The 16,736-nt window shown below is 70.9% G+C and carries 21 protein-coding genes; 7 read left to right on the top strand and 14 right to left on the bottom strand.

The genetic code is table 11. The features are described from left to right. Positions 1-1,449, top strand: a complete 1,449-nt coding sequence (locus BM041_RS00760) for an AMP-binding protein (protein ID WP_092954038.1) — start codon at positions 1-3, stop codon at positions 1,447-1,449. Here the strand turns inward: BM041_RS00760 and BM041_RS00755 are convergent. From BM041_RS00755 to BM041_RS00740, 4 genes are all read right to left on the bottom strand, one after another. Continuing rightward, positions 1,415-1,717 carry a BLUF domain-containing protein gene (locus BM041_RS00755; RefSeq protein WP_092954035.1) on the bottom strand — a complete coding sequence of 101 codons (303 nt, stop codon included), beginning with the start codon at positions 1,715-1,717 and terminating at the stop codon, positions 1,415-1,417. The two genes, BM041_RS00760 and BM041_RS00755, sit on opposite strands and share 35 nt — an antisense overlap. Next, complete coding sequence (locus BM041_RS00750) at positions 1,714-3,411, bottom strand: methyl-accepting chemotaxis protein (protein WP_092954032.1); 1,698 nt, start codon at positions 3,409-3,411, stop codon at positions 1,714-1,716. The genes BM041_RS00755 and BM041_RS00750 overlap by 4 nt, the downstream gene beginning before the upstream one ends. Before the next feature lie 102 nt (positions 3,412-3,513). Further along, the gene (locus BM041_RS00745; protein WP_092954029.1) at positions 3,514-4,395 is read right to left on the bottom strand and encodes an aldose 1-epimerase family protein; all 882 of its coding nucleotides are present in this window, start codon (positions 4,393-4,395) and stop codon (positions 3,514-3,516) included. Next, a complete protein-coding gene (locus tag BM041_RS00740) occupies positions 4,392-5,327 on the bottom strand; it encodes a 2-dehydropantoate 2-reductase (protein WP_245761867.1) in 936 nt (311 codons plus the stop codon). The genes BM041_RS00745 and BM041_RS00740 overlap by 4 nt, the downstream gene beginning before the upstream one ends. 119 nt (positions 5,328-5,446) lie before the next feature. On the opposite strand from BM041_RS00740, the gene BM041_RS00735 reads away from it, so the two are divergent. Next, positions 5,447-6,943 (top strand): UdgX family uracil-DNA binding protein, encoded by a 1,497-nt coding sequence (locus tag BM041_RS00735; protein WP_092954026.1) that lies wholly within the window; start codon positions 5,447-5,449, stop codon positions 6,941-6,943. Positions 6,944-7,012: 69 nt separating this feature from the next. Here the strand turns inward: BM041_RS00735 and BM041_RS00730 are convergent, their stop codons facing one another. From BM041_RS00730 to hisB, 10 genes are all read right to left on the bottom strand, one after another. Further along, a complete protein-coding gene (locus BM041_RS00730) occupies positions 7,013-7,858 on the bottom strand; it encodes a SirB1 family protein (RefSeq protein WP_092954024.1) in 846 nt (281 codons plus the stop codon). Positions 7,859-7,861: 3 nt separating this feature from the next. Beyond that, positions 7,862-8,251 (bottom strand): histidine triad nucleotide-binding protein, encoded by a 390-nt coding sequence (locus tag BM041_RS00725; RefSeq protein ID WP_092954021.1) that lies wholly within the window; start codon positions 8,249-8,251, stop codon positions 7,862-7,864. Between the two features lie 75 nt (positions 8,252-8,326). Beyond that, positions 8,327-8,974, bottom strand: a complete 648-nt coding sequence (locus BM041_RS00720) for a phosphoribosyl-ATP diphosphatase (RefSeq protein ID WP_092954019.1) — start codon at positions 8,972-8,974, stop codon at positions 8,327-8,329. Then, positions 8,974-9,744, bottom strand: coding sequence for an imidazole glycerol phosphate synthase subunit HisF (gene hisF, locus BM041_RS00715; protein WP_092954016.1), 771 nt, complete (start codon positions 9,742-9,744; stop codon positions 8,974-8,976). Before hisF ends, BM041_RS00720 begins: the two co-directional genes overlap by 1 nt. Positions 9,745-9,841: 97 nt before the next feature. Next, positions 9,842-10,021 carry a hypothetical protein gene (locus BM041_RS00710; RefSeq protein ID WP_092954013.1) on the bottom strand — a complete coding sequence of 60 codons (180 nt, stop codon included), beginning with the start codon at positions 10,019-10,021 and terminating at the stop codon, positions 9,842-9,844. 7 nt (positions 10,022-10,028) lie between these two features. Continuing rightward, the gene (hisA, locus tag BM041_RS00705) at positions 10,029-10,757 is read right to left on the bottom strand and encodes a 1-(5-phosphoribosyl)-5-[(5-phosphoribosylamino)methylideneamino]imidazole-4-carboxamide isomerase (RefSeq protein ID WP_092954010.1); all 729 of its coding nucleotides are present in this window, start codon (positions 10,755-10,757) and stop codon (positions 10,029-10,031) included. A 5-nt stretch (positions 10,758-10,762) separates the two neighbouring features. Next, positions 10,763-11,350, bottom strand: coding sequence for a GNAT family N-acetyltransferase (locus tag BM041_RS00700; protein WP_245761866.1), 588 nt, complete (start codon positions 11,348-11,350; stop codon positions 10,763-10,765). After that, positions 11,347-12,000: an imidazole glycerol phosphate synthase subunit HisH gene (gene hisH, locus BM041_RS00695; protein WP_092954008.1), complete on the bottom strand. Its 654-nt coding sequence runs from the start codon at positions 11,998-12,000 to the stop codon at positions 11,347-11,349. Before hisH ends, BM041_RS00700 begins: the two co-directional genes overlap by 4 nt. Beyond that, positions 11,997-12,395 (bottom strand): DUF2628 domain-containing protein, encoded by a 399-nt coding sequence (locus BM041_RS30360; protein ID WP_092954005.1) that lies wholly within the window; start codon positions 12,393-12,395, stop codon positions 11,997-11,999. The genes hisH and BM041_RS30360 overlap by 4 nt, the downstream gene beginning before the upstream one ends. A gap of 2 nt (positions 12,396-12,397) precedes the next feature. Beyond that, a complete protein-coding gene (gene hisB / locus BM041_RS00685; RefSeq protein WP_092954003.1) occupies positions 12,398-12,994 on the bottom strand; it encodes an imidazoleglycerol-phosphate dehydratase HisB in 597 nt (198 codons plus the stop codon). 162 nt (positions 12,995-13,156) lie between these two features. Between hisB and hslV the strand changes: the two genes are divergently transcribed. The 5 genes from hslV to BM041_RS00660 all read left to right on the top strand — a co-directional run bounded on the left by hslV (position 13,157) and on the right by BM041_RS00660 (position 16,642). Then, positions 13,157-13,723, top strand: a complete 567-nt coding sequence (hslV, locus tag BM041_RS00680) for an ATP-dependent protease subunit HslV (RefSeq protein ID WP_092954000.1) — start codon at positions 13,157-13,159, stop codon at positions 13,721-13,723. Further along, positions 13,720-15,045, top strand: a complete 1,326-nt coding sequence (gene hslU, locus BM041_RS00675; RefSeq protein WP_092953997.1) for an ATP-dependent protease ATPase subunit HslU — start codon at positions 13,720-13,722, stop codon at positions 15,043-15,045. Before hslV ends, hslU begins: the two co-directional genes overlap by 4 nt. A 119-nt stretch (positions 15,046-15,164) precedes the next feature. Next, positions 15,165-15,389, top strand: a complete 225-nt coding sequence (locus tag BM041_RS00670) for an AbrB/MazE/SpoVT family DNA-binding domain-containing protein (protein ID WP_092953994.1) — start codon at positions 15,165-15,167, stop codon at positions 15,387-15,389. Positions 15,390-15,399: 10 nt separating this feature from the next. Further along, the gene (locus BM041_RS00665) at positions 15,400-15,795 is read left to right on the top strand and encodes a type II toxin-antitoxin system death-on-curing family toxin (protein WP_092953991.1); all 396 of its coding nucleotides are present in this window, start codon (positions 15,400-15,402) and stop codon (positions 15,793-15,795) included. A 25-nt stretch (positions 15,796-15,820) separates the two neighbouring features. After that, positions 15,821-16,642, top strand: a complete 822-nt coding sequence (locus tag BM041_RS00660; protein ID WP_092953988.1) for an EcsC family protein — start codon at positions 15,821-15,823, stop codon at positions 16,640-16,642. Positions 16,643-16,736: the final 94 nt, after the last annotated feature.

Genomic DNA, 16,736 nt, shown 5'->3' with positions numbered 1-16,736 from the left:
ATGGTCCATGGCTGGGCGGCGTCCCACCCGCCCGATCGCGTGGCGCTGCGCTTCGGGGATGCGGCGCTGACCTATGCCGCTCTGGATGCGGCAGTGGGCGCCATGGCCGGCGCGCTGGCGGTGCGCGGCATCGGGCGGGGGGATCGCATCGGCTTCCTCGGCCACAACCACCCCGCGCAGATCGTGGCGCTGCTGGCCTGCGCGCGGATCGGCGCCATGCAGGTGCCGCTGAACTGGCGCCTCGCCGCGCCGGAATGGCGCTTCATCCTGGAAGACGCCGGTGCCTCGCTTCTGCTGGCGACGCCTGATTTTCTCCAGGCGGCGGCGGACGCCGCACCGGCAGGCTGCGTCGTGGTGGATGCCGCGACGCTGCACGGCGATGCAACGCCGGCAGCCCTGGGTACCGATGATGACCCCCTGCTGCTTGTCTATACCAGCGGCACCACCGGCCGGCCCAAGGGCGCGGTGCTGGACCAGCGGGCGCTGCGCTTCAACGCGCTGAACGCCGCCGCCACCTTCGACCTCTCCGCCGATGACCGCGTGCTGACGGTACTGCCGCTGTTCCATGTCGGGGGCCTCAACATCCAGACCACGCCGGCGCTGATGGCGGGGGCGGAGGTGATCCTGCATCCGCGCTTCGACGCGGACGCCTTCTTCGACACGGTGGAACGCGACCGCCCGACGCTGACGCTGCTCGTGCCGGCCGTGATGCAGGCGTTGGTCTCACACCCCCGATGGGAAGGCGCCGACCTTTCGTCGCTGCGCGCCATCGGCGCCGGATCCTCCGACGTGCCGCTGCCGCTGATCGAGGCTTTTCACCAGCGCGGCATCCCCGTGCAGCAGGTCTATGGCGCGACGGAGACCTGCCCCATCGCCATCGTGCAGACCCGCGACGAAGCCCTGGCCGCCCCCGGCTCCATCGGCCGGCCGGCGCTGCACGCGGAATGCAGGCTCGTCGACGCCAGCGGCGCCCCTTGCGCGCCTGGCACGGACGGCGAGATCCAGGTGCGCGGCCCCGCCGTGCTGCGCGGCTACTGGAAGCGCGACGATGCGCTGACGGCGGATGGCTGGTTCCCGACCGGCGATGTCGGCCTTGTCGACAACCAGGGCCGCTGGTGGTTCACCGACCGCCTGAAGCACGTGATCATCTCGGGCGGTGAGAACATCTATCCCGCGGAGGTCGAGCGCCTGCTGCGCAGCGCGCCCGGCGTCGCGGAGGGCGCCGTGGTCGGCCGCGACGACCCGCGCTGGGGGGAGGTGCCGATCGCCGTCGTCGTGCCCGGCGAAGGTTTCGACCCCGCGCGCGTGCTGGCGCATTTCGAGGGCCAGATCGCGCGCTTCAAGCAGCCTCGTGCCGTCGTCGCCCTGCCCGCGCTTCCGCGCACGGCACTCGGCAAGGTGGAGGTCGCGCGGCTCAGGGAGATGGTGGCCGCACACCCCAATCGCTGAACTCCCGCGCGGCCACCGCGCGATCCTCCAGCACCACGACATCGCGGTAGCGCCAGTCCCGCTTCAGCCGCGCGAAGGCGTTGCGCACGGCACGCGGCGGGCCTTCCAGCACCTGGCCGATGCAGTGGCCGCGCAGCGACAGGCAGCCGGTCACGCCGCGCGCCAGCAGGCCGGCGCGCAGCCGCGCCGCCAGCGCGGCCACGGCGGCGGCATCCGCCGCCACGCCGGGTTGCCCCACGCTCATCGCCACAATGCGGTGGAGGGTCATGCCGCGCGGAGCGTGGCCAGAACGTCCTGGACCTGGCGGCGCAGTGCTTCCGCCTGCTGGGACAATTCGCTGGCGGTGGCGTTCACCTGGGTGGCCGCGCCGCCGGTCTCCCCGGCTGCCTGGCGCACTTCCTCGATCCGGGTGGCGACGTCGCGCGTGCCGCTCGCGGCGGCCTGGACGCTGCGGGCGATGTCCTGCGTCGCGGCGCCCTGCTGTTCCACCGCGGCGGCGATGGCGACGGCGATGTCGCTGATCTTCACGATGGTGTCGCGGATGGCAGCGATCTCCGTGGCGGCGCCGCGCGTCGCGTCCTGCATCGCCTGGATCTGCTGCGCGATGCCTTCCGTCGCCCGCGTCGTCTGGCCGGCAAGGGACTTCACCTCGCTCGCCACCACCGCGAAGCCCTTGCCGGCATCGCCGGCGCGCGCGGCCTCGATCGTCGCGTTCAGCGCCAGCAGGTTGGTCTGGCCGGCGATGCTGCCGATCAGCTTCAGCACTTCCTCGATCCGCTGGGATGCGTCGTTGAGGTTGGCGACGGTGCTGTTGGTGCGTTCCGCCTGTTCCACCGCCGCGCGGGCGACGGCGGAGCTTTCATTGACCTGGCGCGCGATCTCGGCGACCGAGCTGGCCAGTTCCTCCGTCGCGGCGGCGACGGTGGCGACATTCTCGCTGGTCGTGCCGGTCACGTCGCTGACGGTATTGGCGCGCACCGCGCCCTGTTCGGCGATGCCGACGAGGGAGGTGGCGGCGGCGTTGAGTTCGGTGGAGGCGGAGGCGATGCCCTCCACCACCCCGCCGACGCGCGTTTCCAGCTGCTGCGCGACGCGCTCCAGGTCCTGCTTGCGGGTGATCTCCAGCGCGCGCTTCTGTTCCTCCTGCGCCGCCCGCAGCGTGGCGGCTTCGCGCAGGCCCTCGGCGAAGGTGGACAGGGCGCGCGCCATGGTGCCGACCTCATCATCGCGGCCGGTCTCGGGAACCACGGTATCGAGCTTGCCGGCGGCGACGCTGGTCGTCGCATCGTTCAGGCGCTTCAGCGGGCGCACCACGGCACCGAGGGCCATCGCCACCGCCACAATCACGGAGAGCAGGAGGGCGCCGGCGAGGACGGTCGCGGCGATCAGGACCGAGGCGTCCACTTCATCGGAGACGACGGCGCTGCGGCGGTCAGCGCGTTCCACCAGCGCATCCGTCAGGCTGCGGGTGGCGATGCGCAATTCATTCACCTGGCTCACGAATTCGCGGCGAAGCTGCGCCTCCGCCACGCGCTGCTGGCCTTCCGCCATCAGCCGGAGGGCGCTGAGCGCCGTTGAGCGCAGCACCTGGAAGCGCTGCTCGATGGCGTCCACCTGCGCCACCAGCGGCGTCCCGGCGACCGCCTCTCGCAGGTCGCGGATGCGCGTCGTCATCAGGGCGCCCGCCTGCTCCACATCTCGCTGCGCCTCGGCGATCGCGGCGGGTTCGCCGATGGCCAGGCTGCGCCATACCAGCTGCGCCATGTCGAGCAGCACGGGGTTGATGCGCGCCGAGGCGGTGGCGGCGCTGGCTTCACCCTCCACCAGGGCGGAGTAGGTATGGTCCACCTCGTTCGCCAGGCGCAGCGCGTAGGTGGCGCTGCCGGCGGCCACGGTGACGAGCAGTGCCACCGGCAGCATCGTCTTCCAGAGCAGAGACAGGTTGTTGAACCAACGCCGCATCGGATTCTCCCGCCAGGACCGGGCGATGGTCGCCCTTTGTCGCGGCTGCACGGCCGCGACGGTCCACTGGCATGGCTACCCTTCAGTAATCGCTAACGCGGTTCATTCCGTGATGGAAACACGCCAGGTGAAGCGCCGCGTTTCCCCCGCATTCAGCATCTCCATCCCCGGCTTGGACCAGACATCGACGTCATAGCCGTCGATGTCGGCATGGCCGGCCCAGGGTTCGATGCAGAGGAAATCGGCGCCCGGCTTCATCCAGAGGCCGAGCTGTCCGAAGCCCTGCCAGGCGATCTCCAGCCCCGGCGCGCCCGCGGCCGCATAGCGCAGGCGGCGGCTGGCGGGGTTCAGCAGGATCATCGCGCTGGGGCGGAACAGATCCTCCCGCAGTCCGAGAATCCTGCCATGCGTTGGCAGGGGGTGCGGCGTCTGGTCGATCAGGCCGCGGTCATTGAGGCGGAAGAAGGGGCCGGCTTCCTCCTGCTCGAACTCGATGCGGTGGGCCAGCTTGCCGGCGCCGCCGGGCAGCGGCCAGCGGAAGGCGGGGTGCGCCCCGACCGAGAAGGGCAGCGTGCCCTCCCCCGCATTGGTGACGGCATAGGTCACGCCGAGTGTCGCGCCATGCAGGGCGTAGGCGACCTCGAACCGGAAGGCGAAGGGGTAGATGGCGCGCGTCGCTTCCGAATCCGTCAGCAGGAAGCGGCAGCCGGTGGCGTCCTGTTCCACCAGCGTGAAGCGGCTGTCGCGGGCGAAGCCGTGCTGGCCCATGGGGAAGCGTGCATCGCCCAGGCGGAAGGTATCGTCCTTCACGCGGCCGACGATGGGGAAGAGCACGGGCGAATGGCGTGGCCAGGCTTCCCCGGCCTGCCAGAGCAGTTCGCGTCCCTCCGCATCCCTCAGGCTGGTGAGTTCGGCGCCATCCGCCTTCACCTCCGCGCGCAGCTTCGGCGTCGCCAGGCTGACGCGATCCGTCCCGGTGGTCATGGCAGTCGCTTCGCCTCCTGCCGCTGGTCATGCGCACGGGCGTGCAGCAGGGCAGCCGCGTGCAGATCCTCCGGCACCCCCGCCGCGCGGGCGGCGTCGGTGAGGAAGCCGAGGATGTGCTCCGCCTCCGTCCGCCCGCCCGCCTCCAGGTCCCGCAGCATGGAGGCTGTGTAGGCGCTGGCGGCGTCGGAGAACATGGCGCGGTAGCTGTCCATGAAACCGGGCGACATGGGGAAGCCGTTGGCCGCGGCGATGGCGGCGTTGCGTTCCAGCAGGGCGAGGAGAAAGCCGCGGCCGCCGGCGCGCACGATCTCGCCCACGCTGGCGCGCATCAGCACCGTGCCGGCGGCGACGGTGCCGAGGTGGACCAGCTTCTCCCACATCCGGCGGCGGATATCGGGCACCGCTTCCGCCACCAGCCCCGGCGCCTGGCCCAGCGCCGCGGCGAAGGCGGAAGCGCGGCCATCCATGGCGCCGTCCTGCTGGCCGAAGGTCAGCCAGTGCCAGTCATTCAGGTGCTGCACCGTGCCGTCGGGCCGCAGCGTCGCCGCGCATTTGGCAAGGCCCCCCCAGACGCGATCCGCACCGAAGGCGGCGTTCAGGCGGTCGATATGCGACAGGCCGTTCAGCACGGGCAGGACGCAGGCGCCGGCCTCCACCGCCGGGCGGATCGCCCCGATCGCCGCATCCAGGTCATAGGCCTTGCAGGACAGCAGCACGACGTCGAAGCCGGGGGTGGCTTCCACCAGGGTGGCGATGGGGGTGTCGAGATCGCCATGGATGCTCCGGATGCGCAGCCCGTCCCGCGCCAGGGCGGCGGCCCGGGCGGGGCGGACCAGGAAGGCGACTTCCAGCCCCCGCTGCATCGCCCTGCCGCCGAAATAGCCGCCGAGCGCCCCCGCACCCAGCACCAGCATCCGCATCGCCATCATCCGTTTCCCCGCATGGGGTGAACATCACCGATGCGGGCCGCCCGTCCAAGCCCCGACGACTCGCTTGAGGCCGGGCAATATGTTCTATATTTGTTCCATCAGCCTCGAAGGAGCATGGCATGGCGGTCGCGGCGATCCTGGCGGGCCCGGCGGATTTCGCGGGATGGCGGCAGGCGGCGCGCGGCCTGGTGGCGGCGGGGCTGGCGCCGGCGCAGGTGGAATGGCGCGTGGCTGGCGATGCGCCCGGCCTGTTCGGGGATGCGCCGCCCCCCGCCGCGCCCGAACACCCCGGCCGCTTCACCGTGCCCCGCGCCTTCATGAGCCTGGCGGAAGTCGCGATCCGGCACAGCGATCCCGAACGCTTCGCCCTGCTCTATGGCCTGCTGTGGCGTCTGCAGAACGGGGAGGCAGCGCTGATGCAGGTGGCGACGGACCCCGCCGTGGCGCGGGCGGAGGCGATGGCCAAGGCCGTGCGGCGGGATGCGCACAAGATGCACGCCTTCCTCCGCTTCCGGCAGGTGGAGACGGAGGCCGGCACCCGCCACGTCGCCTGGTTCGAGCCCGAGCATCACATCGAGGAGGCGGAGGCCGATTTCTTCGTCCGCCGCTTCGCAAGCCTGCGCTGGACCATCGTGACGCCCCGCCGGACGGTGGGCTGGGACGGGGAGAGCCTGTCCCTCGGCCCGGGCGGCAACCGCGCCGACGTGCCGCCGGATGACGCGGTGGAGCCCCTCTGGCGCGCCTATTACGGCGCCATCTTCAACCCCGCCCGGGTGAAGCCCAACGCCATGCGGGCGGAGATGCCCCGCAAATACTGGCGCAACATGCCGGAGACCTTCGAGATTCCCCGCCTGCTGGCGGAAGCGCCGCAACGCGTGAGGGAGATGGTGGCCCGCGGCGGCGCCGCGCCCAACCCGCAGCCGCAGCGCGCCATCCATGTGCCCCCCCAGGCGCCGATGGGGCAGCCCATCGCCGCCCCGCGCGTTGAGGGGGCCATGGACCTGCTCGACACCGCCCGCGACCCGTCCCTGGCGCTGGCCGACCTCCGCCAGGAACTGCTCGGCCGGGGTGACTGGCCGGACTGGGCAAGCCGCGCCACGCAACCCGTCCTCGGAGAGGGGCCGGTCGGCGCGCCGCTGCTCTTCGTCGGCGAACAGCCGGGCGATGAGGAGGACATCCAGGGAAGGCCCTTCGTCGGCCCGGCGGGGCGGCTGTTCAACCGGGCGATGGACGCCGCGGGCCTGCCGCGCGATGCGGCCTATGTCACCAATGCGGTGAAGCACTTCAAATTCACCCCGACCGGCAAGCGGCGCCTGCACCAATCACCGGATGCCGGCGACATCACCTACTACCGGCCCTTCCTGCTGCGGGAGATCGGGCTGGTGGCGCCGAAGCTCGTCGTCGCGCTGGGGGCGACGGCGTTGCAGGCGCTGACGGGGAAGAAACTGCCGGTGATGAAGTCGCGCGGCACGGTGATCACGGGGCTCGACGGGCACCAGATCTTCGCGACAGTGCATCCGAGCTACCTGCTGCGGATACCGGACGAGGAAGGGCAGGCGCGGGAATTTGCGCGATTCGTGGAGGATCTGAAGGCGGCGGGGCAACAGGTGGCGTAGGACGCCCGGGGGAAACGCTGTTTCCCCCGATACCCCCTTCGCCAGGGCCGAACCGGCCCTGGACCGTCGTCAGTTCAGGCGCTGGCGTAATTCTTCCAGCAGGCCGCGGACACGCATGGCCTGCGGACCCTCCGGCACCAGCTTGAGAAAACTCTCCAGCGCGGCGATGGCGGCGCCGATCTGGTCAAGGCGCTGATGCATCAGGCCGGCTTCCCGCCACAAGGGCGCGGCATCGGGGGCGATGCGCAGCATGTCCTCCGTGCAGGCCACGGCGCCGGCCAGATCGCCATCCCGCAGGCGGCGCACCTTGATGTTGTTCTGGAGGCGCAGCAGCACGGCGCGCTTTTCCATCCGCGCGAGCGACGCCGGGCCCAACTCCGCCTGGTCCCCCGCGAAACGCTTCAGGGTGGCGCGAAGGTCACGCGCCTCCATCGCACGGCCGCCGGCGAAGACATCCACCACCACCTGGCCGCGACCGGCCAGTGCGATCAGGAAATGGCCGGGGAAATCGATGCCATGCGCCTCCCACCCCGCGGCCTCCGCGGCATGCAGCCAGAGGATGCCGAGCGCGACCGGCAGGCCCCGCCGGCGTTCCATGACGCGCAGCAGATTGGCATTGGCCAGGTCCTCGTAATTCTCCTCATCCCCGGCGTAGCCGAACTGGCCATGGATGACCTGGGCGAGGACGGCGCGGCGGCGGGCGACGTCACCGGCATCGGCTTCCTTGTCCCCGGCGGCGGCGTTGACGGCGGCACGGGCCAGCGCGGTCAGGTGTTCCGCCCCCGCGCGCCAATCGGCATCCAGCGCATCGACGCGCGCGAGTTGCAGCGCGGCCAGGCCGATATCGATCTCGGAATCCGGCAAGGTGCCGAGCGCGGCCAGCGCCGACCGCGCATCCTGCAGCGGATTGCTCATGGCTCAGCCCTGGGGCGCCGGGACCATCCGGCCGACGCGGCGGCCGCCGAAGATATGGACGTGGAAATGGGGCACCTCCTGCCCGCCATCCTCGCCCATGTTGGACAGGATGCGATAGCCTGCGGATTCCAGCCCGAGGTCGCGCGCCACCCGGCCGACGGCACGCCAGAAGCCCGCAACCTCGGCATCGGAGGCATGCGCGCTGAAATCGGCGTGGGAGACATAGGCCCCCTTCGGGATCACCAGCACATGCACCGGCGTCTGCGGGTTGATGTCGTGGAAGGCCAGCGCGAATTCATCCTCATGCACCCGCTTGCAGGGGATCTCGCCCCGCAGGATGCGCGCGAAGATGTTCTGCGGGTCATAGGGCGGCAGGCCGGTGATGCGCGTCATCGTCGAAGCTCCGCAGGCGTGGTCTGGGCGCCTGTTCTGGTGTTGCCGGCCGGGCCGCGCAAGCGGCGCCGGGCGTCAGGGCAGCTTGGTGGTATTCGCGGCGCGGACCAGGCCCTTCGGGCGGGACGCCTTCTCCGCAATGCCGGAAATGCCCTGGCGGCGGGCAAGCTCCGCCCAGACCTCCGCCGGCGCGATGCCGGCATCCACCCAGAGCACCAGCAGGTGATAGAGCAGGTCGGCGCTTTCCAGCACCGTCGCGGCGCGGTTGCCCATCGTCGCCTCGATCACGCATTCCACCGCCTCCTCCCCCAGCTTCTGGGCGACCTTGGCGGTGCCGCGGGCCAGCAGGCGGGCGGAGTGCGAATGCTCGATGTCGCCGGCGGCGCGGCGGGCCTCGATGGTGCGCCACAGCGTGTCGAGGATCGCGGCCTCCGCGCCCTCCACCCTGAAGGGGCCGAGCGCGCCGGCGCCGGCGGCGGACGCGGCCTTCGGCATGGCGAGTTGCTGCGCCACCGGGATGCCGGGCGGCAGCGGCAGGCTGGCCGCGACCTTCAGCGCCTTCTTCTTCGCCTTGGGCAGCTTGGGCTTGGCCAGCTTGGCCTTGGGCAGCTTCGCCTTCACCAGCTTGGCCTTCACGGGCTTCGCCTTGGCCGGCTTGGCCTTGGGCGCCTTCGCCTTGGGCGCCTTCACCGGCTTCGCCTTGGGGATCGCGGCCTTGCCCATCACGCAGCCTCCGCCATGGGCCTGGTCGGCAGTCCTGCCGTCTCCAGCGCCGCCTTGGCCTCCGCGATGCGCATCTGGCCGTAATGGAAGACGCTGGCGGCCAGCAGGCCGGTGGCCCCGGCCCTGGCGCCTTCGACGAAATGCCCGACCTCACCCACGCCGCCGCTGGCGACGATCGGCAGCCGCACCGCCGCGCGCGCCGCGCGCAGCAGGCCAAGGTCGAAGCCCTGGCGGGTGCCGTCCCGGTCCATCGAGGTCAGCAGGATCTCCCCGGCGCCGCGGCGCTCGGCCTCCCGCACCCATTCGATGGCGTCGATTCCGGTGCCGCGGCGGCCGCCATGGGTGAAGACCTCCCACTTCCCGTCGCCGGAGGACCGGGCATCGATGGCCACGACGATGGCCTGGCTGCCGAAGGCCTCCGCGCCACGGGTCACCAAGGCGGGGTCGGTGACGAAGGCGGAGTTGACGGACACCTTGTCGGCGCCGGCCAGCAGCAGGCGGCGCATATCCTCCACCGCGCGGACGCCGCCGCCGACGGTCAGCGGGATGAAGACCTGGGCCGCGGTGCGGGAGACGACGTCGAGCATCGTGTCCCGCCCCTCATGGCTCGCGGTGATGTCAAGGAAGGTGATCTCGTCCGCGCCTTCGCGGTCATAGATCCGCGCCTGCTCGACGGGGTCGCCGGCGTCGCGGAGCTCGAGGAAATTCACGCCCTTGACGACGCGGCCGTCCTTGACGTCGAGGCAGGGGATCACGCGCAGGGCCAGCACCGGGGGCGCTCCGCTGGGGGACAGGCAAGTCCGGGTTTGTCAGGGGCCGCGCCGGGTGGCGAAGGCCCGGGTTGATTGCGACCGTTGGCGCCGCCGGTCAAGCGATGATCTGGCGGGCCCAGCCCAGCAGCAGCCCGGCGAGGACCAGGACCAGCGCCGCGCCGGCATCCCGGCGGCGGAAGGGCTGGCCCTTCACCGCCCGTGCCAGCGCCCGCACGGCCAGCCAGGCCGCGAGGATGAAGCAGGCCGTCTCCGCCAGTTGCAGCGGGGCGGCCATGCGCGGTTCAGGCGGCGGCGAGTGCCAGGGCGGCGGCGGGTTCCACGCGCCCGTCATACAGCGCGCGGCCCAGGATGGCGCCCGCCACGACGCCTTCGGCCTTCAGCGCCACGATATCGTCGGTGGAGGCGACGCCGCCGGAGGCGATGACGGGCATGGTGACCGCGCGGGCCAGCGCGGCGGTGGCGGTGACGTTCACGCCGCTCAGCATGCCGTCGCGGGCGATGTCGGTGTAGATGATGGCGGCGGCGCCCGAACCCTCGAAGGCGTTCGCGAGATCGACCGCCGTGGTGCTGCTCGTCTCCGCCCAGCCTTCGGTGGCGACGAAGCCGTCCCGCGCATCGATGCCGAGTGCCACGCGCCCCGGGAAGGCGCGGCAGGCGGCGCGGGCGAAGTCGGGGTCCTTCACGGCGGCGGAGCCGAGGATGATGCGGGTGACGCCGGCGGCGAGCCAGGCTTCCGCCGTCGCCATGTCCCGGATGCCGCCGCCCAATTGCACGGAAAGCCCGGGGACGGCAGCGATGATGCGCTGCACCGCCGCCACATTGGCGGGCTTGCCGGCAAAGGCGCCGTCGAGGTCCACGACATGCACCCAGGCGAAGCCCTGGCCGGCGAAGGAGGCGGCCTGGGCGCCGGGATCATCGGCATAGACGGTTGCCTGCGCCATGTCCCCGCGCTTGAGGCGCACGACCTGGCCGCCCTTGAGGTCGATGGCGGGATAGAGAACGAAACCCATGGGTATCACCCGCCCCCGATCAGGCTTTCCGTGCTGCGCCCGCGGCCGGGTTCCAGCAGCTTGTGGTAGAAATGGCCCGCGACGGTGCGGCCATCCACCCGCGCATAGGCGGGATGGGTGCCCCAGCGCGTGTAGCCGAGGCCCTCGAACAGCGCGATGGCGCTTGCCTGCGTCTCCCGCACATCGAGGTTCAGGACGCGGATGCCGGTGCCGGCGGCGTATTCCTCCACGCGCTCGACCAGCTGCCGGGCCAGGCCATGGCCGCGGGCATAGGGGGCGATATAGGCGTGGGTCAGCTGGGCGGCGAAGGCCTGCGCCTCGTTGTTGCGCGGCGGGCGGACCAGCTGCGCGCTGCCGACCACCGTGCCATCGAGGCGCGCGACGAAGAGCGTGCGGTCCGGCACCAGCAGCACGCCCTTGAAGTGGCGGGCCAGCGCGGCGCGGTCCTGGCTCTGCACCCAGCCGAAGCCGCCGCCTTCGATGATCGCGGCGTTCGTCGCCTCGCAGAGTTCGTCGAGGTCATGGGGCGAGAGCTCGGTGGCGATCTCCACCGCCATCTTGTGCTGGCCGGCACGCTGGATGGTGGGGCTCATGGGGTCCATCGCAGGAAATTGGCGAGGATGCGGAGGCCCACCAGGCTGCTCTTCTCCACATGGAATTGCGTGCCGGCGATGTTGTCGCGCCCGACGATGGCGGCGACCTTGCCGCCATAGGTGGCGCTCGCCAGCAATTCGCCCGGCCGGCCGCCGGACAGCGCGTAGGAATGCACGAAATAGGCGTGCGCGCCGGGGGCGATGCCCGCCAGCAGCGGATGCGCCGGCTGGTCCAGCACCAGGGCGTTCCAGCCCATCTGCGGCAGGGGCAGTGCCGCGCCGGCATCGTCGCGCGGGTCCATCGGCGCGATCTCGCCGCCGATCCAGCCGAGGCCGGGGGTCACGCCATGTTCCAGCCCGCGCTCCGCCATCAACTGCATGCCGACGCAGATGCCGAGGAAGGGCCTTTTGCGGGTCATCACAGTGTCGGTGAGGGCATCGACCATGCCCGGCAGGGCATCGAGGCCCCGGCGGCAGGCGGCGAAGGCGCCCTGGCCGGGCAGCACCACGCGGTCGGCGGCGCGGACATCGGCGGCATCCGTCGTCACCGCGACCTCCGCCGCGATGCCGGACTCACGGATGACGCGTTCCAGCGCCCGGGTGACGGAGGCGAGGTTGCCCGAGCCGGGATCGACGACTGCAATTTTCATGGCAGCACGCGCACCAGATCGGGCCGCTGCTGGCCGAGGCGGAACCAGGCAGTATCGAGGCTGTCCGCCACCACCACGCCCTGTTCCGGCAGGCCGAGGCGCGCCAGGCGGGCGCGAAGACGGTCCCGCGCCTCGAACCCCGCCAGGACGTGCAGCGCGACGGTGGTGGCGCTCAGGATCGGCTCCGGCAGCAGGAAGGCGGCGGCGACGGTGAGCAGGAGCAGGCCGGCCGCTTCCCACCAGAGCCGGTTCCAGGCGAACCAGAAGGGGCCGAGGATGGTGGCGGCGAGGGAGAAGCCCTCCGGCACCAGGACCGGGGCGCGGGTCTTCGGCTCCGGCCAGCCCTCCGGACCGGGGGGTGGGGGCGGGGCCGCGTGGACGGTGTAGAGCTTCACGATCAGCCCTCCAGCGAGCCCTTGGTGGAGGGAATTTCGCCGGCCATCCGCGGATCGGCTTCCACCGCCATGCGCAGCGCGCGGGCCACCGCCTTGAAGCAGGCCTCGGCCACATGGTGGGCGTTGGTGCCCGCCTTCAAGGTCACATGCAGCGTAATGCCCGCGTTGAAGGCAAACGCCCGAAAAAATTCCTCGACCAGCTCGGTGTCGAAGCTGCCGATCTTGGGGCGCTGGAAGGGCACCGACCAGGCGAGGAAGGGACGGCCGGAGATGTCGATCGCGGCCTCGGCCAGCGCCTCGTCCATCGGCAGCAGGCATTGCCCGAAGCGGCGGATGCCGCGCTTGTCGCCCAGCGCCTGGCGCAGCGCCTGGCCGAGCACGATGCCGACATCCTCCACCGTGTGGTGGTCGTCGATATGCAGGTCGCCCCTGGCCGCGACGGTGAGGTCCATCAGCGAATGGCGGGCGAGCGCGGTCAGCATGTGGTCGAAGAACCCGACCCCGGTCGCGACCTCGACCTGGCCGGTGCCGTCCAGGGCAAGGGTCAGGCGGATATCGGTTTCGGAGGTGGCGCGGGCGATGCTGGCGGTGCGCGTCATGGGCGCTGCACTAGCGGATAGGGCGGGCGGGGTCCACGCCCGGGTGATGGCGGGGGTGCAACAATCGGGGTGACGGCTGCCGTTGTTGCATATTTGTTCTGCATCATCGTTGCTGCCGCCCCGCATTGCACTGACACCGAGCCGATGCCACATGCGCGGGCCATGGACACCTCCCCCTCCCCGCATGATCCCCTCGGCTGGCACGGCACCACCATCCTCTGCGTCCGCAAGGATGGGCGCGTGGCGATGGCGGGGGATGGCCAGGTCTCGTTGGGCCAGACCGTCGTGAAGGGCAATGCCCGCAAGGTGCGGCGCATCGCCCAGGGCCGCGTCCTGGCCGGCTTCGCCGGGGCCACGGCCGACGCCTTCACCCTGCTGGAACGGCTGGAGGCGAAGCTGGAACGCTTCCCGGACCAGCTGGAACGCGCCTGCGTCGAACTCGCCAAGGATTGGCGGACGGATCGCTACCTGCGGCGGCTGGAGGCGCTGCTCGCGGTGGCGGACGGCAAGCGGTCCCTGCTGCTGACCGGCCAGGGCGACGTGCTGGAACCGGAGGACGCCGTGATCGGCATCGGCTCCGGCGGCAACTACGCGCTGGCGGCGGCGCGCGCGCTGCTGCCGGTGGAGGGGCTTTCGGCCGAGGAGATCGCAAAGCGCTCCATGGCCATCGCCGCCGGCATCTGCGTCTACACCAACGGCAACATCGTTCTTGAAATGATTGAATCGTGACAGAGACGGTAAACCTCTCGCCGCGGGAAATCGTCAGCGAGCTTGATCGCCACATCGTCGGCCAGAACGACGCCAAGCGCGCCGTGGCCATCGCGCTGCGCAACCGCTGGCGGCGCCAGCAACTCGCGCCCGGGCTGCGCGAGGAGGTGGTGCCGAAGAACATCCTGATGATCGGGCCGACGGGCTGCGGCAAGACGGAGATCGCGCGCCGCCTCGCGCGACTCGCCAATGCGCCCTTCCTGAAGGTGGAGGCGACGAAGTTCACCGAGGTCGGCTATGTCGGCCGCGATGTGGACAGCATCATTCGCGACCTGATCGAAGTCAGCATCACGCAGACGCGGGAAAACTCGCGCAAATCCGTGCAGGCGAAGGCGGAGCTGGCAGCTGAAGAAAGGCTGATCTCCGCGCTGGTCGGCGAAGGGGCCTCCGGCGAGACCCGCATGAAATTCCGCCGCATGCTGCGGGAGGGCCAGCTTGAGACGCGGGAGGTGGAGGTCCAGGTGGCCGACACGACCGGCGGCATGCCGATCGGCATGATGGACATGCCCGGCGCCCAGGGCCTGCAGATGCAGAACATGCAGGAGATGCTGGGCAAGATGTTCGGCGGCCGGCAGAAGCCCCGCAAGATGACGGTGGCGGAGGCGCGGCAAGTCCTGCTGAAGGATGAGGCCGACAAGCTGCTGGACCAGGAGGCGCTGACGCGCGAGGCCGTGGCCAATGCCGAGAACAACGGCATCGTCTTCATCGACGAGATCGACAAGGTCTGCGCCCGCACCAGCGAAGGCGGCACGCGGGGCGGCGACGTCTCCCGCGAAGGCGTGCAGCGGGACCTGCTGCCGCTGATCGAGGGTACGACCGTCACCACCAAGCACGGCCCGGTGAAGACGGACCACATCCTCTTCATCACCTCCGGCGCCTTCCACCAGGCGAAGCCGTCCGACCTGCTGCCGGAACTGCAGGGCCGCCTGCCGATCCGCGTGGAGTTGTCCGCCCTGACGCGCGACGACTTCCGGCGCATCCTGACGGAGCCCGAGCATTCGCTGGTGAAGCAGTACATCGCGCTGCTGGGGACGGAGGGTGTCACGCTCGACATCACCAGCGACGCGACGGATGCGATCGCCGAACTGGCGGCCGAGATCAATGCGACGGTGGAAAACATCGGCGCACGGCGGCTGGCGACGGTGATGGAACGTCTGCTGGACGAGATCAGCTTCACCGCCTCCGACCGGGGCGGGGAGACGATCACGGTGGATGGCGCGCTGGTGAAGACCCGCGTGGCCCCGCTGGCGGGCAGCGCGGACCTGTCGCGGTTCATCCTGTAGGACCGACCAGGGCACAGGGTCGTGTGGCGATACTTTTGGTATCGACTTACCGCAAGATGGTAAGTTATAACTTTCGTTGACACGGCATCCCTGGCGATGCCATGACGGAGGCATGAGCCGTGGCGACCCTGAAGCTGCGCGCGGTTGGCAATTCGGTGGGTGTGGTGCTGCCGAAGGAACTGCTCGCCCGCCTCAACCTGGCGGAAGGCGACAGCCTCCAGGTCGTGGAAAGCCAGGACGGGTTGCTGCTGACCGTCGTGCCGCAGGAAACCGAGGCGCAGCTCGACCTCGGGCGCGAGATGATGCGCAAGTACCGGGAGACCTTCGCGGCACTGGCGAAGTAGCGGGGGCGGCGTGAGCACCCCCCGCTGGCTCGACAAGCGGGCTTTGCTCTACCTCCATCGCGAAAGCCTGCGGCAATTCGGCGGCGCCGATGGGCTCCGGGATGAGGGGCTGCTGGACAGCGCCCTCGCCCCCCCTCTCAACCGTCATGCCTATGAGGCTGAGACGGATATGTGCCGCCTGGCGGCGGCCTATGCCCATGGCATCGTGCGAAACCATCCCTTCGTGGATGGCAACAAGCGCGCGGCCTTCGTTGCGGCGGGCGTCTTCCTGATGGCGAACGGGCTGGACCTGGTGGCGCCTCCGGCGATGGCCACGGTGGCAATGCTCGACCTCGCCGCCGGCGACCTGTCCGAAGACGAATTCGCGACCTGGCTGCGGGACCATACGGCGCCCCGTGCGTCATGACGCACGAACCCCCGTATGGTGTCGCATGTCCCTCACCATCGCGCCTCGCCCCTCTGGCATCCTGACCGACGACGCGCGGGAGGAACTCGCCCGCGCCGTCTTGCAGCTGGAGACCGTGTCGCTTGCCGCGCGCATCGCCGGCATGGTCGGCGCCCCCGTGGAGGCGCTGCGGTCGCGCCTGCCGGCGGGCGTGCAGTCCATGCTGGATGGCGCGGTGCGGAAGGCGTTGGCATCGGCCATGCAGGCGGCGCTCAAGGCCTCACCCAGCGCCAACCCGACCCCCTTCCCCACCGCCTGGTTCCATCGCGGCCTGGCGGCGGCGACCGGTGCGGCGGGCGGGGCGCTCGGCCTGCCGGGCACGCTGGTGGAGTTGCCCGTCTCCACCACGCTGCTGCTGCGCCAGATCGCCGCCATCGCCGCGGAGCATGGGGAGGACCTGGCGGACCCGCTGGTGGCGGCGGAATGCCTGAAGGTCTTCGCGCTCGGCGGGCGGGATGCGCGGGATGACGCCGCCGAATCCGGCTATTTCGCCGTCCGCGTCGCGCTGGCGGAGGCGCTGAAGGGCGCGATCGGCAAGGGTGTGGCGGGGATGCTGCTGCCGGGCTTCCTCGGCCCCATCGCCGCGCGCTTCGGCGGGCCCGTGGCGCTGAAGATCTCCGCCCAGGCGGCGCCGCTGATCGGCGCGGCCGGCGGGGCGGCGATCAACATCGCCTTCCTCGAACATTTCCGGGGCGTGGCCCAGGGGCATTTCACCGTGCGGCGCCTGGAAAGGCTGCATGGGACGGATGCCGTGAAGACCGCCTATGAGGCAATCGCCGCCACGCGCGACGCCCGCTTCATGGCCTGAATGCGGCAGCGGCACCGCGCGGGGCGCCATCGCACGCCGTCGTGACCAGCCGGAAAGAGAATTTCCCGCAACGTTACGCGGCCCCGCGCGCTGA

This window comes from Falsiroseomonas stagni DSM 19981, assembly GCF_900114315.1.
Lineage (GTDB): Bacteria > Pseudomonadota > Alphaproteobacteria > Acetobacterales > Acetobacteraceae > Falsiroseomonas > Falsiroseomonas stagni.
The sequence above is the reverse complement of the archived record's forward strand: the minus strand, read 5'-3'. Positions and strand labels throughout refer to the sequence as shown.

What these genes read in the sequence shown, in the direction of transcription:
- BM041_RS00760 (WP_092954038.1), top strand. Translation starts at nt 1, where the DNA reads ATGGTCCATGGCTGGGCGGCGTCCCACCCGCCCGATCGCGTGGCGCTG.
- BM041_RS00755 (WP_092954035.1), bottom strand. Translation starts at nt 1,717, where the DNA reads ATGACCCTCCACCGCATTGTGGCGATGAGCGTGGGGCAACCCGGCGTG.
- BM041_RS00750 (WP_092954032.1), bottom strand. Translation starts at nt 3,411, where the DNA reads ATGCGGCGTTGGTTCAACAACCTGTCTCTGCTCTGGAAGACGATGCTG.
- BM041_RS00745 (WP_092954029.1), bottom strand. Translation starts at nt 4,395, where the DNA reads ATGACCACCGGGACGGATCGCGTCAGCCTGGCGACGCCGAAGCTGCGC.
- BM041_RS00740 (WP_245761867.1), bottom strand. Translation starts at nt 5,327, where the DNA reads ATGATGGCGATGCGGATGCTGGTGCTGGGTGCGGGGGCGCTCGGCGGC.
- BM041_RS00735 (WP_092954026.1), top strand. Translation starts at nt 5,447, where the DNA reads ATGGCGGTCGCGGCGATCCTGGCGGGCCCGGCGGATTTCGCGGGATGG.
- BM041_RS00730 (WP_092954024.1), bottom strand. Translation starts at nt 7,858, where the DNA reads ATGAGCAATCCGCTGCAGGATGCGCGGTCGGCGCTGGCCGCGCTCGGC.
- BM041_RS00725 (WP_092954021.1), bottom strand. Translation starts at nt 8,251, where the DNA reads ATGACGCGCATCACCGGCCTGCCGCCCTATGACCCGCAGAACATCTTC.
- BM041_RS00720 (WP_092954019.1), bottom strand. Translation starts at nt 8,974, where the DNA reads ATGGGCAAGGCCGCGATCCCCAAGGCGAAGCCGGTGAAGGCGCCCAAG.
- BM041_RS00710 (WP_092954013.1), bottom strand. Translation starts at nt 10,021, where the DNA reads ATGGCCGCCCCGCTGCAACTGGCGGAGACGGCCTGCTTCATCCTCGCG.
- hisA (WP_092954010.1), bottom strand. Translation starts at nt 10,757, where the DNA reads ATGGGTTTCGTTCTCTATCCCGCCATCGACCTCAAGGGCGGCCAGGTC.
- BM041_RS00700 (WP_245761866.1), bottom strand. Translation starts at nt 11,350, where the DNA reads ATGAGCCCCACCATCCAGCGTGCCGGCCAGCACAAGATGGCGGTGGAG.
- hisH (WP_092954008.1), bottom strand. Translation starts at nt 12,000, where the DNA reads ATGAAAATTGCAGTCGTCGATCCCGGCTCGGGCAACCTCGCCTCCGTC.
- hisB (WP_092954003.1), bottom strand. Translation starts at nt 12,994, where the DNA reads ATGACGCGCACCGCCAGCATCGCCCGCGCCACCTCCGAAACCGATATC.
- hslV (WP_092954000.1), top strand. Translation starts at nt 13,157, where the DNA reads ATGGACACCTCCCCCTCCCCGCATGATCCCCTCGGCTGGCACGGCACC.
- BM041_RS00660 (WP_092953988.1), top strand. Translation starts at nt 15,821, where the DNA reads ATGTCCCTCACCATCGCGCCTCGCCCCTCTGGCATCCTGACCGACGAC.